Origin of the sequence: Streptomyces sp. NPDC094034 (genome assembly GCF_040303865.1) — a bacterium.
In the GTDB taxonomy this organism is placed as follows: Bacteria; Actinomycetota; Actinomycetes; order Streptomycetales; family Streptomycetaceae; genus Streptomyces.
Map to the genome: position 1 here is coordinate 34,083 of NZ_JBEOUD010000038.1, position 12,932 is coordinate 47,014.

General features: G+C 66.4%; 11 protein-coding genes and 4 pseudogenes. 8 read left to right on the forward strand and 7 right to left on the reverse strand.

Going from position 1 to position 12,932, the window contains the following annotated elements:
• Positions 1-352: 352 nt before the first annotated feature.
• A complete protein-coding gene (locus ABTZ59_RS27875) occupies positions 353-1,207 on the forward strand; it encodes an alpha/beta hydrolase (RefSeq protein ID WP_351418997.1) in 855 nt (284 codons plus the stop codon).
• Positions 1,208-1,639: 432 nt separating this feature from the next.
• On the opposite strand, the gene ABTZ59_RS27880 is transcribed toward ABTZ59_RS27875, so the two are convergent.
• From ABTZ59_RS27880 to ABTZ59_RS27890, 3 genes and pseudogenes are all read right to left on the reverse strand, one after another.
• The gene (locus ABTZ59_RS27880) at positions 1,640-2,440 is read right to left on the reverse strand and encodes an alpha/beta fold hydrolase (RefSeq protein WP_351419000.1); all 801 of its coding nucleotides are present in this window, start codon (positions 2,438-2,440) and stop codon (positions 1,640-1,642) included.
• Positions 2,441-2,512: 72 nt separating this feature from the next.
• Entirely contained in the window at positions 2,513-3,682 is a 1,170-nt protein-coding gene (locus tag ABTZ59_RS27885; protein WP_351419003.1) for an MFS transporter, read from the reverse strand.
• A gap of 331 nt (positions 3,683-4,013) precedes the next feature.
• Positions 4,014-4,655: pseudogene (locus ABTZ59_RS27890) on the reverse strand (oxidoreductase); the annotation flags it as partial.
• Between the two features lie 78 nt (positions 4,656-4,733).
• Between ABTZ59_RS27890 and ABTZ59_RS27895 the strand changes: the two are divergent.
• The 3 genes and pseudogenes from ABTZ59_RS27895 to ABTZ59_RS27905 form a co-directional block, all read left to right on the forward strand.
• The gene (locus ABTZ59_RS27895) at positions 4,734-5,300 is read left to right on the forward strand and encodes a TetR-like C-terminal domain-containing protein (RefSeq protein ID WP_351419007.1); all 567 of its coding nucleotides are present in this window, start codon (positions 4,734-4,736) and stop codon (positions 5,298-5,300) included.
• 152 nt (positions 5,301-5,452) lie between these two features.
• Positions 5,453-7,378 (forward strand): exo-alpha-sialidase, encoded by a 1,926-nt coding sequence (locus tag ABTZ59_RS27900; protein ID WP_351419009.1) that lies wholly within the window; start codon positions 5,453-5,455, stop codon positions 7,376-7,378.
• A gap of 384 nt (positions 7,379-7,762) precedes the next feature.
• Positions 7,763-8,067 (forward strand): annotated as a pseudogene (locus ABTZ59_RS27905) (ATP-binding protein); the annotation flags it as partial.
• Between the two features lie 45 nt (positions 8,068-8,112).
• Here ABTZ59_RS27905 and ABTZ59_RS27910 read toward each other — a convergent pair.
• Positions 8,113-8,637, reverse strand: coding sequence for a P-loop nucleotide/nucleoside kinase family protein (locus ABTZ59_RS27910; RefSeq protein ID WP_351419012.1), 525 nt, complete (start codon positions 8,635-8,637; stop codon positions 8,113-8,115).
• 210 nt (positions 8,638-8,847) lie between these two features.
• Between ABTZ59_RS27910 and ABTZ59_RS27915 the strand changes: the two genes are divergently transcribed.
• Positions 8,848-9,396, forward strand: coding sequence for a DUF4262 domain-containing protein (locus ABTZ59_RS27915; protein WP_351419015.1), 549 nt, complete (start codon positions 8,848-8,850; stop codon positions 9,394-9,396).
• A 5-nt stretch (positions 9,397-9,401) separates the two neighbouring features.
• Here the strand turns inward: ABTZ59_RS27915 and ABTZ59_RS27920 are convergent, their stop codons facing one another.
• Positions 9,402-9,911 carry a transposase gene (locus ABTZ59_RS27920; RefSeq protein ID WP_503003766.1) on the reverse strand — a complete coding sequence of 170 codons (510 nt, stop codon included), beginning with the start codon at positions 9,909-9,911 and terminating at the stop codon, positions 9,402-9,404.
• Here ABTZ59_RS27920 and ABTZ59_RS27925 point away from each other — a divergent pair.
• Positions 9,799-10,328 (forward strand): annotated as a pseudogene (locus ABTZ59_RS27925) (IS5 family transposase); the annotation flags it as partial. The gene ABTZ59_RS27920 and the pseudogene ABTZ59_RS27925 overlap by 113 nt on opposite strands.
• 123 nt (positions 10,329-10,451) lie before the next feature.
• Entirely contained in the window at positions 10,452-10,958 is a 507-nt protein-coding gene (locus tag ABTZ59_RS27930) for a DUF6624 domain-containing protein (protein ID WP_351419019.1), read from the forward strand.
• 259 nt (positions 10,959-11,217) lie between these two features.
• Here ABTZ59_RS27930 and ABTZ59_RS27935 read toward each other — a convergent pair whose 3' ends face one another.
• The gene (locus tag ABTZ59_RS27935; protein ID WP_351419021.1) at positions 11,218-11,652 is read right to left on the reverse strand and encodes a winged helix-turn-helix transcriptional regulator; all 435 of its coding nucleotides are present in this window, start codon (positions 11,650-11,652) and stop codon (positions 11,218-11,220) included.
• 130 nt (positions 11,653-11,782) lie between these two features.
• Here ABTZ59_RS27935 and ABTZ59_RS27940 point away from each other — a divergent pair, with 130 nt between their 5' ends.
• Positions 11,783-12,655, forward strand: coding sequence for an aldo/keto reductase family oxidoreductase (locus ABTZ59_RS27940; RefSeq protein ID WP_351419101.1), 873 nt, complete (start codon positions 11,783-11,785; stop codon positions 12,653-12,655).
• 34 nt (positions 12,656-12,689) lie between these two features.
• Here the strand turns inward: ABTZ59_RS27940 and ABTZ59_RS27945 are convergent.
• A pseudogene (locus ABTZ59_RS27945) lies at positions 12,690-12,758 on the reverse strand (transposase); the annotation flags it as partial.
• Positions 12,759-12,932 lie beyond the last annotated feature (174 nt).

Genomic DNA, 12,932 nt, shown 5'->3' on the forward strand with positions numbered 1-12,932 from the left:
TTGTCCTGCCTGACGGATCTGTCAGGCAGGACAACAGCACGGAAGCCGCGCGCCTCGACGAGAATGCGGCCGTCCGGTTCGGAACTACCGGGCGGATTGCCCCTTGCTCATGCGCAGGATCAAGGTGACCGCGTCCTGTGGGCAGATTGCCGGAATCAGGACTTCCTGCAGGAGTAGGCCGCGTATTGCGGCAATGGTGACGGTAGCCACGGCAAGCGCGACGCTCGATGCCGGCGCGCAGGCAGATCTTGTTGCTCTGGAACGGCAACTCGCTCGAAGCCCCGGAACCGTTCGCTGACCCCACCAACGCCGTCCTTGTTATCCAGGCCGGCCGAATTGCTAAGGACCTCCGATGAGCACCATGTGGCAGGGCTGCCTCGCCAACACCGACTACTTCGAGACGCGTTCCAGCGGTGGGCACGACTATGGCATCTGGGTCACCACGCCACCGGGCTACGACCCCGCCGCTGCGCAAGCGCCGGTCGTGTACGTACTCGACGGCAACTGGGCCGTCGGCATGACCGCCCCCCTCATCATCACCCAGATGGATCCCATGCAACGGATCCAGCCCTACATCCAAGTCAGTGTGGGTTACGCAGGCGAAGAGGCAGCGCACTGGGAACGGTTGCGCAACCGCGACCTCGTGCCCCCCGGCGAACCCATCACCAAGGAGTTCATCGATGCCGTGGAGATGGGAGTCCAAGCGGGCACGATGACTCGCGAGCAAGCCGACGCCTACCTCGCTGAATTGAGCGACAGCCGCGCCGACGCGTTCCTGAACTTCCTGACCGCGGAACTGCACCCGCGGATCGAACGCGACTACAGCACAGCCCCGAGCGGTCACGGCCTCTTCGGCTATTCCTACGCCGGACTCTTCAGCCTCTACACCTGGCTCACCGGCGGCACGCTCTTCGAAAGCATCGGAGCGGGCAGCCCCGGCGTCGCCAGTGAAGACAGCCAGGTCTTCGCCCACCTCCAAGCGCTGGGTGACAACCGGCCCGCCGCCAAGCTTCACGTGACCTTCAACGAACGAGAGCTTCTGGGGGACATGGAGATCTACCAGAACCTCACAAAGAACACGGCCACCTTCCTTCACCGCCTCACCTCACACGGCGGAGCCGTCACCAGCGCAGTCATGCACGAAACGCACGTGACCGGGCTGCAGGCATCGTTCCTCAGCTACCTCAGGACCTGCCGTCCCCAGTAAGCGCCGAACACCGCGCCTCTGCCCAACCGCCGCGAGGGGAGACGGCACTCCTGGTCAGTGCCGCGATTTGGTGCCTGCGGCACTGCTCGCCGTACTGACCGGCACAGGCTCGTCGAGGCCTAGGGCCTTTCGTTTGGATCAGGCCGGATCAGGGAGCGCCCGCCGCGTCAGCGGCTGATGTCGCCGTTGGTGCCGTGGATCGCAAGGCGGAGGAGGGAGCCCACGCGGAGCGGGTGGGGTCTCCCCTGGTCGAGCGAAGCCGAGACCTCGGGGAAGACTGACGACAACGCGGCGAGGCGCGGTGCCAGGGCACGCGAGCCCGGCAAGATCCAAACGAAAGGCCCGAGGCGGTCGCGGATTGGCTCGGTGGACATTCGTAGATACGCCAAGACCGCCACCTCACACGAGGCAGCGGTTTTGACGCGCCCTACGTCACCTCGATTCCACAACGCCCGTCAGGAGCTTTGCCGTTCCTTCGGGTGACTCAACCTGGAAGTGGTGGCTGCCAAGGTCGATGAGCACGATGTTGAAGCGGTCTCCGTATCGGTCGATTGCTTCCTGATCAGTCAGTTCTCGTACCGCGAAAACTGTGATGGGCTGCTTGGTCTCCCGCAGCACGGCGTCCATGTCCCAGTCCACCAGGCCTTCGATGGCGTGCAGGCCGGCGGGCTGACGCACGGCGACCATCCTCTTGAAGTAGGCATCCTTGACGGTCTCGTCGGTACCGGCCGGCGATCCACCCTCGACCAGGCCGCGCACGCCTTCGGCGAAGTTTTCACGGAACAGGTTCCTCATTGCCGCGACTGCTTCCGCGCTCTGCGCCGGGAACAGGCCCAGGTAGTGCAGCGCGTCGAGGGCGACCACGTGTGAAATCGTGTCAGGGAGCAGCCGAGCGGCTTCGACGGCGACCGCGCCGCCGAGCGAGTGGCCGGCCACGGTCGCTGTGTCCGTCGACTCGGCTTCCAGCACGGCGGCCACGTCGAGGGCGAATTCCTCGATCGTCCAGACGTTTCGCGTCGACCGCGACTCGCCGTGCTCGGCCAGGTCGATGGCGAGGACGCGAACATTGTCGGGCAGATGATCGGTGATCGCGTCGAAGTCGGTTCGGTTGACGCCCCATCCATGGATGAGCACGAGGGTCGGCCCTGTGGTGGGGCCACTGGCCGTGTACCGGATGGTCGTGTGGTCGCCCCGCTGAACCTCAAGGTTCTTCTTGGGCCTGGTGGTGGTCACGTTGTTTCCTTCTTCGGTGCTGAAATTTGTTGAATAGCTGTACTGGTGAGTGTGGTTTTGCTGTGGGGTGTCTCAGCTGCTGAGGGGGGTGGTGGCTGTGTGGCGTTCTCTTCGTACCTGGTTGAGGCGCAGGACGAGGGCGGAGAAGGTGATGGCTACGATGGCGAGTGCGTAGATGCCGGCGGCCGGCCTCAGTCCGATGCTGGTGGTGGCGATTCCGCCGAGTACGGCGGGCACGCTGTTTCCCAGATAGTTGATGACGTTCGCCAGGGCGAACACGGCGCCGCGCTCGTCCGGCCTGGCGACGCGGGCCAAGGTGCCGAAGGTTGCCAGCGCTGACGCGCCGAAGCCGATTCCCGCGATGACTGTGCCGACGGCGGCAAGCCAGGCGAGGTCCTGAGCTACTCCGACGAGTGATATCAGGGTACCGACCCCGAGCAGAGTGGACGAGGGAACGAGCAGCGAGGACGCCGGCCGGGTACGCAGCAGGGCGATCGCGACTGCTCCGGTGCCGGCCAGGAGGGTCACGACGACGCCGCCGATCAGGTGGCTGTGCAGTCCCAGCAACTGCGCCGCGACGGATGGGCCGAGGGAGAGGTACATCCCGGCGAGGGCCCAGGCCGCGATTCCCGCGGGTACCAGTGGCACGAGATCCGCGCGCAGGTAGGCGGGCATTGCGATCCGCGGGCGCAGCGACGCGGCGGCGCCGCGGCGGCGGGGCGAGGTCTCGGGAGTGAGTGCGACCACTACCGCTGCCGCCGCCATTCCGGCGAGCAGCAGTGCGTAGACCAGCTTGGTCGGTGCGGGAGCGAACTCCACGAGCGCGCCGCTGCCCAAAGCGCCGACCGCCAGTCCGCTCAAGGGCGCTATGGAGGTAACAACGCCGGCCCGGCCGCGCGCTGGTTCGAGATCGACGAGCATGGCGCTCAAAGTTGTAGTCGCGGCACCGGTCGCGATGCCCTGCAATACGCGCGCGGCGGACAGGACGAACACGTTCCCCGCGACCAGAAAGAGGACCAGGGCGACCACTTCCAGCGCGATCGCGGTCGCGAGCACCGGCCGGCGGCCGAGATGGTCCGACAGCCCCCCGAGGACCAGCAGCGAGCCCAGCATGCCGAGTACGTAGAGGGCGAAGACGACAGTCAGCGCCCACGCGGCAAAATGCCACTGCTGCTGATAGATCACGTAGAGCGGAGACGGCGCGCTGGACGCGGCGAGGAAGAGGATGAAAACGGCGCCCACAGCAGCGAAGCCGCCCTTCCTCACACTCCGATCACGATGCGAACCGTGATCGGAAGGCGTGTGTTGTGGACCTGTGCCCTCAGACCTCCAAGTCTTGGGGCCCGCGGCAGCGCGGTGTCTGGTCACCATGGGACTTTCCTTCTCACTTCTCCGGCCGCTGCTCTGATCTCACAGGGCTCGGTAGTACTGGTTCGGCCAGGACGAGGGGTCGTCGCGGCGGTGGTACAGGACGATGTAGGGATCGCGCAGCAGAGCGCGCCCCAAGAACACCGCGCAGGGGGAAGCGCATCCGGTGCTGAAGGCTTCCGCCGTGTGTGTCCGTCCGGTGATTGGACAAGGGTGACAGGAACGCGTGAAGGATGTACCCGTGAGACGCCTGAATCTCGACCGCCTGGTAACCCGCCAGGTGAGCCATCTTGGCCGAGTGGGCGAAGTCCGCGACAACCTCGTCGATGTCGGCGTGGCTTGCTTCCTGTGGAAGGCTCAGGTCACCGAAGGGGACGGCCGACGGTGCCTTCGTATTCCATCCGCCATCCGTCACATGGACGGGGTCGTTCTGCCCCAGCCCGTCCCAGGGAAGCTTGTGGGATCCCTTTCTGCCGGCAGCCTGGAGCTGAATGGCCGGGACGGTGCCCTGCTCGGAGATGAATGAGGTCAGGCGCCGGTGTGCGGTGGCCTGCTCTTCATTCCAAAGCCCGAGGTCAGCCGCGGTGCATCGGTGGGACGGGCCAACAGCTGTGGCCTCGATCATGATCAGCCCGGCGCCGCCGACTGCTCGCGCACCGTAGTGCACGAGGTGCCAATCGGTCGGCTTGCCGTCCGCGGCCGCGGAGTACTGGGCCATCGGGGACATCCACACACGGTTGGGCACCGTGACTTCCCGCAGTTGCAGGGGCTCCATCTCCAAGCCCCTGAACGCTGTGCTGGACACGGTTGGACTCACTTCCTGAGGCCCACGCCTCGCAGTGGTCATTGCGTTAACGGGCCGAACGTACCACAAACGCAGCGAAGTGTGCGATAAAAAAGCAGCGTCCAATGCAATACTGGTCACATGCCAACTACGACCACCCCGCGCCGCACCGAGAGCCGCCCTGGCGGCCGCTCTGCCCGGGTCCGTGCGGCCGTCCACCAGGCCGTCACGGAACTGCTGAGAGACGAAGCCACCGAACTGACGATCCCGGTCGTGGCCGCTCGCGCCGGTGTGCACGCCACCACGGTCTATCGACGCTGGGGGGCGATCAGCGAACTGTTCGCCGATGTCGCGTCCAGTCGCTTCTCCGGCGACATCGTGGTGCCGGACACCGGAAGTCTGCGCGGGGACCTTGAGCGGTACGCGTCCGACCTCGCCAAGGACCTCAGCGACCCGGACACCCTGGCCCTGGTGCGCGCCACTGTCGGCACGGGCGGAGAAGCGGGCGCGGCCGCATGCCGGGGCGAGCGGCAGCGACAGCTTGAGGCCATCCTGGAGCACGCGCAGGCCCGAGGTCACCAGTGCCCGACCCTGGAACGGACTACGGACGCCATACTGGCTCCGCTTTACTACCGGGCCGTCTTCACAAACGAACCCCTCACCTCGGAATGGACAGACGGCCTCGTGTCTCACCTGCTGCCCGACTGACACGGCGCCGATCGCCGATGCCGCCCTGCCATCCAGTGGTCGGCTGATCCGATCCGTCGGCTGCCGCGCTGCGCCGGCAACTCGCCCTTGGTTTCTTGGCATTGGGGAAGGAAACAAGCTCGGACGGACTGGCTGCTGGCATGATTCGTGCCATGTCACATGGTCATTCGCGCCTACGGACAGCGCCACGCGCGCTGGCCGGTGCGCCGCCACGCCGTCCGGTTCTCGCCTTCCTCATGCTGGTCGTGCTCATGGCGGTGGCCCTCGTGCCACTACCGCCCGCGGCTGCCGCCGCATTTCCGGCGAAGCTGTCCACGCCCTTCGCGGTTCGCAGCGAGGGTTACTCCTGTTTCCGCATTCCCGCGCTGGTCACCGATCGCTCCGGTGCGCTGCTGGCCTTCGCCGAGGGCAGAGTGACCGACTGCAGTGACGTGGGACACATCGACCTGGTCATGAAGCGGTCGACTGACGGCGGGCGGACCTGGGGCCCACTGACTGTCCTCGCGGGTGCGGACGATGAATGGGCGTACGGTAATCCCGCCCCCGTCGTGGACGCTCGAACCGGCCGCATCTCCCTGCTGTACGCCACCAGCGACTGGACCCAGAACGCCGACGGCACTCGCAGCAGGGGCGCCCGCGAACTGCGCGTGCTGCACAGCCTGGACGACGGGGCGACCTGGCAGCAAGGAGCCGGGCTGGCACACCTGAAGCCCGCAGGATGGAGGTGGGTGTCCGTCGGCCCGGGCCACGGGATCCAGTTGACCCGAGGCGCGCACGCGGGGCGGCTCGTGGTACCGGGGGATCACACGACCACGCAGGGACAAGGTGGCGGACAGCTTTACTACAGCGACGACGGAGGCCTCACCTGGGCCCTCGGTGCCCACTCGGAGGCGGATGTGGGCACTGCCCGTCCCGGCGAACTCTCGGTGCTGGAGCGGACGGACGGCACTCTCCATGTGAACGCGCGGAGTTCGCAGACGTGCGAGACCAACGCGCACCGGCTGGCCGCCACCAGTGAGGACGCGGGCGCGACCTTCTCCTCCGCGTTCGTGCCGGTGACCGGCCTGGACGCGCCGCCGGTCTTCGGCTCGCTGCTCCGGCTCAGCGCCACCGACGAGGGAGCCGGCCGGGACCGGATCCTGCTCTCGGCCCCGGCTCGCCTGGGCGCTTCCGTCTTGGAGGACCGCCGGGAGTTGGCCATCCGCTCCTCCTACGACGAAGGCCGAACCTGGCAGACCGTCGGCACCCTGGTGGTCCCGGGCCGGGCCGGATACTCCGACCTCACGTTGTTGCCGACGGGCACCATCGGCATGGTCTACGAGACGGCCACGACCACCCCGCACGGCACGGTCGCCTTCACCGCGTTCACCGAGCCCGAACTGGACGCCGCCCAGACCGAACTGCGCCTCCCCCGCACCAGCGACACCAGCGGCAACACCAACCACGCCGTCGTCCACGGCGATGCCCAACTCGGCACCAGGGGCTCCGGCAAAGCGCTGGACTTCGACGGGCGGGACGACTACCTGCGGCTCGTGAACTGCGGGCCGTCCCTACGGCTCGGCGCGTCGGACTTCACGGTAACCGCCTGGTTCAGGTACTCGGCCCCCACCGGCCCACTGCCGATCCTGTGGGGGTACGGCATGGGAGCGGGCGAACGGCAGTTCTGGCTCCGGGCAGAGCCGGGCAGCGGCTTCGTCCGGGCAGCGATCGACACGGGCACGGAATACGCCGAGGTACGAACCCCCTCCTCGTACGGCGACGGTGCCTGGCACCACGTGGTGTTCACGCGCCAGCACGGGCAGCTGCGTCTGTCGGTGGACGGCGGACCCGACTCCACTTCGTCCGCACCCGCCGGTGACATCACCCCGTCCGGCCCCTTCAGTGTCTATGTAGGAGCGCGCCCCGACTTCCCGGACCAGCCGGTCGGCATAACTCAGTTGTTCAAGGGCGGTTTGGACGATGTTCGCGTGTTCGGCCGCGGACTGACTGCCGATGAGACAGCCCAAGTACGCGGCGGCGCTCTCGACGTGGCCAACAACGAGGAACGTGTCCGGCTCGCGTTCAGCAGTCTCTGGTAACGGCGTGGCCATCGTGGTTATGCGCGTGACTGCGGGAGCCGTTTCGATGTGACTGTGGGAGCCACCGTCTGACCGAGTTTGCGATGTCAGTTTGGTTTGACGTCACTTGGGGGCTTGCGGTGGGACTGTGAGGTGTGCTTCTCCGGCTGGGGGCCTCATGGGTAACTCGCAGTCGAAGGGCGAGTTGTACGCGGCGTTCCGCCGGGATCAACGGATGGGAACGGCGCTGCGTGCGCTTCGGCGCACGCACAACGTGACCTGGAGGACGGTCCGGCGGCCTCTGGACGGGCAGTGGCCCGAGCCGCGGAAGAAGCAGCGGCGCAAGGAGTCCCGGCTCGATCCCTACAAGTCGCTGATCGACGGGATGCTGCGGGCTGACCTGGACGCGTCCGCTACGTGCCAGCTACCAAACTCGTCAACGAACTGGTCGAAGCCGCCGACGAGAAGCAGCTGACCAAGACGATCGCCCGCTACGGCCGTGTCGATCTTTTATGCATTGATACAGCGTCCTGGTCGCTTCGAGCGAAAGTCTCAGCGGGTGGACGAAGACGTGCACGTTCGCCGATCCGCGGCTCTGTGCGGCCATCGTCGACTGGCTGACCTTCAACTGCGCCATCATCCAGACCGGCACCGAGTCCTACCGCCTCGCCCATACCAAAGCCCAGGCGGAACGAGCGGAAGCCGGCTGAGCCAGGCTTCCACAGGACAAGCCACCCGATGTCCCGCCGGACCAGTCAGCCGACTTGAAACCTCTTCATGACGATCTCCGCGACGCGGGAGGGAACGACATCAGTGGTGTCGATCACTTGCGCTTCCCGACGGAGCCAGGACAGGGCGCGCTCATACTCGCCCAAGTGATCAAGGCGCCACTGGCGAGCACTGATGCTCTCAGGCTTGCTGTCAGTCTCGATACGTTCAACCAGCGTGTCCTGGTCCGTGTCCAGCAGGAAGTGGTGCACAGGAATGCCAGCTTCAGTCAAACCACCATGAATCTCCCGCCAATACTGCTCGACCAGTACCGTCTGGGTGACCACCAGAGTGCCACCCACGTAGTCGAGAACCTGCCGTGCGGTCTCCACCACGAGCCCTCGCCACGGCGGAAAATCCTGAAAGTCACGTTCGGGAACCCCGAGCACGTGCCAGAGCATCTCCCCGACCTTCTCGGCGTCGAAGAGCCTGGAGTCCGGAATACGCGAGGTCAGTTCCTTGGCGGTCGTGGTCTTGCCCGCACCGAAGGTGCCATTCAGCCAGATAATCACGCGTCGAACCCTACGCGGATCGCCTTGCCCAGCTCCCGGTCATCCCTTCACACAGCCCCTGAACCGAACCCGCGCCGCCGCCGGAGCGACATCAAAACTCGGTTCTGGCACAGATCTTGGGGAGATGTCGCGGAGGGTGACGGCGCTGTTCGATTGAGGGGTCCAAACCCCGGTTGCTCGACGTGAACGCTCGCCTCGTACCCTCCGCACATGACTGGTGATCAGTTCCGGTGCCGCTGTGTCCTCTGCCACGACTACGGCGATCGGGACGAAGCGGACCGCATGGATCTGACGGTCATCGAACATGTGCAGCAGCACGGATGGCACGTCGTGATGGTTCCCGAAGACGAGATCGGTCCTGGATTCGCCTACACGATCGGCCTCGCGCACACTCACGGCGGATCTGAACTCGTCATGTTCGGGCACGATGTCCATGCCATGCACCATATGCTCAACACGCTCGGAGAGAAGTCTGCCGCGGGTGAAGCGCTGGCGGAGGGCCAGCGCCATCCTGATGTTGTTGCCGGTCATCGAGTCGCGCTCAGGCAGGTTGATCGCGGCTGGTACCGGACCTTCTTCGGGCAGGCCATCGGGTTCTACCGGCGGCCGCCTCTCCCCGTGCTGCAAGTCGGGTGGCCTGATGCCGAGGGCCGTTTCCACTGGGATGAGCAGGCTGACGAGAGGCATCGCGAGTCACAGCCTCAGTTGTGGCTGCCTCCGAGTGACCATCCTGTCGGAATCTGGACGACCGAACTCTGATGATCTCAAGGTGCTGGGAAGCGGCGAGCCGGCACCGGGGCGATGCACTGCTGAAGCAAGATCATCTTGCGTAGGAGTTCGAATCCGGCTCGGCCGTAGAGCTGTCTCTTGATTTTTTTGATGCGGTTCACGGCGCCTTCGATGCTGCCCGAGCTCCACTCCAGGGTGAGGCCGGCGGTCACGGCGTTGAGGTCTCGGAGCAGGTGGAGTGCGAATCCGGTGAGCCCGGGCTGCTGGCTGGCGTCGACGGCGTCGATCCAGGCAAGGAGCGTGGCGCCGAGGCGGCCGGTGAGTATCTCGCCGAAGTCGCGGACGTGTCCCGCGGCCGTGTCCAGTTCGGGACAGCGGGTCAGGAGGTCCTTCAGGCCGACGCGGTCTTCCTCACTCAGGGTGGCGGGGTGAACGCCCCGGCAGCACCGCCCCGGCGAGGGGCTGGGGCGCTCCCAGGGCGGCCTGATATGCAAGATCCACCTTGCCGGGGAAGGCGGACGCCGGCCGGTGGCCCTGCGGATCACCCTGGGCCAGTGGGGCGATGCCCCGCAGCTCATCCCTGTCATGGAACGCATCCGGGTCGGCCGGCTCGGCGGTGGACGCCCGCGCACCCGGCCGGACCATCTCGGCGGCGATAAGGCGTACTCCTCCCGCCGCAACCGCCCCTACCTGCGGCGACGGCAGATCAAGCACACCATCCCCGAGCCGAAGAGCCAGCGGGCCAACCGCAAGCGCCGCGGGAGCCATGGCGGGCGGCCCACCGGCTTCGACAAGGCGGTCTACAGGCCCAGGAACGAACAGGAACGAACAGGAACGAAGTGGAGCGGACGATCAGCGCCCTCAAGAACTTCCGGGCCGTGGCCACGAGATTCGACAAGCGTGCCTACGTCTTCCAGGGCACCGTGACCGTCGCAGCGGTCCGGCTCTGGCTTTGGGCATAGATCCATTATCCGAGTGTGGAGAGGTGCCTGTCACCGTTCTCCGGAATGATCTTTACACCTGATTTGCGCCTTTAGGGTTGCCGTCGACGAGCACAACGCACCGACGCAACCAGGGAGTCGAGAGTGACGCACGACGTTGCCGCACTGGCGGTGGAACTCACCGACATGGCCGTGGCAGATCACCAGTCCTCAGTCCGCGCGAACAGCGACGACCCAGCCGAGCAGTTGGCGTGGCGATGGCTGACCGCACGGCACGGCGACCGACTCGGCGAGATCATGGATCGGTACGGCTGGCCGACTGCCGAACTGGTCGGCGAGGAAGCCGCCCGCGCGGCGTGGCTTATCGCCCAGCACGCCGACCGGCAGCTCGACGTCCAGCGGCGCGCCCTCCAGCTGATGGAGCAGGCGGTGTCGGCCGGCTCGGCCAGCCCGCGCGAGCTGGCCTTTCTGCGCGACCGCACGCTGGTCAATGAGGGCCGCAAGCAGGTCTACGGCACTCAGATCGCCGGCGTGAAGGACGGATCACCGGTTCCGTGGCCTTGCGAAGAGCCCGAGCGCATGGACGAACTCCGTGCAGAAGTCGGCATCGAGCCCTTCGACGAGTACGTTGCCAAGTTCGCGATGACCTGACGACCAGTCGCCAGTTGTGTGTCGTCGGATCATTGCCCAAGGCCCACCTACTGTGGGGCATTGATCCGCCGGACACGCCCTAACCGAACGACATTGCGCCCAGGCTGTTTCGTTTGGGTCATCCGCTTGTTGTTCCGGTCATAGGCCCGGTCGTGGCGCCCGGTCCGGAAATAGGGGCTTGACTTGCCCCGCGTCCGCCGCACGTCACTCATGGCAGGCAGAACTCAGCCCGTAGCAGAGACGGAGTACGCCGTCCACGCTAGGAAGTTCGTGCGTCGTGCCCTTCGCGATTGGCGAGGACTTGTTCCATGTGGGTCTGGGCCCACTGTCTGAGCCCGCGTGTCAGGTGGTGGAGTGAGAGGCCGAGGTCAGTCAGCTCGTACGTGACGGTGACAGGGACTGTGGGTGTCACGGTGCGGGTGAGCAAGCCGTCGCGTTCGAGAGCCCGTAGGGTCTGGGTCAACATCTTCTGGCTGACGCCGGCCAGCAGCCGGGCCAGCTCGGAGTAGCGCATCGCCTTCGGGGCGTGCGATGCGCCGGGCTGTTCGGGTGTGTCACCGCCCAGTGCGCACAGGATCAGGACGACCCACTTGTCCGAGATCCGGTCGAGGAGCTGACGGCTGGGGCACACCGCCAGGAACGCGTTGTACTCCGCCTTGGCCTGTGCCTTCTTGTCGGCCTTCGTCGTCGTCACTGGTCTCGCCTGTCACCTTCTGGGTTGTTACGCACTTCAGAGTGCCTACTTCCCGGCAGGAAGTTACTCTCCAACACTGGTGCAAGGGGGCTGGATCCACCACCCCTGGTATGAAGTGAAAGGCATCACGATGAACACGCCCTCCGCACCTCTTCCCGGCGGAACCTGGACGCTGGGTGACGCGTCCGTCACCCGGTTCGGCTACGGCGCGATGCAGCTCGCCGGCCCGTGGGTCATGGGGCCGCCCGCCGACCGTGACGGCGCCCTGGCCGTGCTGCGCGAGGCAGTCAGCCTCGGGATCAGCCACATCGACACCAGCGACGCCTACGGACCGCGCATCACGAATGAGCTGATCCGTGAAGCGCTGCACCCCTACTCGGAGCCGCTGTTCATCGCCACCAAGGTGGGTGCGACCCGCGACGCGCAGGGCGGCTGGCCCACGGCCCGGCGCCCCGAAGACCTGCGCAAGCAGGTCCACGGGAACCTCGAATCCCTCGGCGTCGAGACCCTCGACCTGGTCAACATGCGCATGGGCGACGCTCAGGGTCCCGAGCCCGGCTCGATCACCGAAGCATTCGAGACGCTCGTCGGCCTCCAGCAAGAGGGCCTGATCCGCCACCTCGGCGTCAGCAATGTCACCGGGGAGCAGGTCGCCGAGGCGCGCAGCATCGCCCCGATCGTGTGCGTGCAGAACATGTACAACCTCGCCCACCGCCACGACGACGACCTCGTAGACCACCTCGCCGCCGATGGCATCGCCTACGTGCCGTTCTTCCCTCTGGGAGGCTTCACGCCGCTACAGTCCGAGGCTCTCTCGCAGGTCGCGAACCGACTGGCGGCGACGCCCATGTCGGTCGCGCTGGCCTGGCTGATGCGGCGCTCGCCGAACATCCTGCTCATCCCGGGTACTTCGTCCACCGCCCACCTGCGCGAGAACATCGCAGGCGCCGGTCTCTCCCTCTCGGACGAGGATGTGGCCGAACTGAACGGCATCGCCCACTGAACAACACAGATGGTCGTCCGGTTCGCCGGCCGGGGCCCTCTTTACGGGCCCCGGCCGCGTGCTGGTGGGCACGTACGATCGTGGAGTCCACCGAGACGGCCCAGTTGAGGTCCTCGTCGGCGTCGACCTGGGCCACCGGGGCGGTGAAGATCCGCTCGCGGTCACCAGGCCAGTCCGCCGCGCGGTCCGGGCCCTGCCCGAACAGGTCTGGCAACCCCGCCCTGGACCAGGACGGAACACTGCGTGCCGGCGCCTCGGTTGCCGAGCTGACCGGCAT

Coding starts and splice junctions, on each gene's coding strand:
- ABTZ59_RS27875 (WP_351418997.1), top strand. CDS start 353: ATGAGCACCATGTGGCAGGGCTGCCTCGCCAACACCGACTACTTCGAG.
- ABTZ59_RS27895 (WP_351419007.1), top strand. CDS start 4,734: ATGCCAACTACGACCACCCCGCGCCGCACCGAGAGCCGCCCTGGCGGC.
- ABTZ59_RS27900 (WP_351419009.1), top strand. CDS start 5,453: ATGTCACATGGTCATTCGCGCCTACGGACAGCGCCACGCGCGCTGGCC.
- ABTZ59_RS27915 (WP_351419015.1), top strand. CDS start 8,848: ATGACTGGTGATCAGTTCCGGTGCCGCTGTGTCCTCTGCCACGACTAC.
- ABTZ59_RS27940 (WP_351419101.1), top strand. CDS start 11,783: ATGAACACGCCCTCCGCACCTCTTCCCGGCGGAACCTGGACGCTGGGT.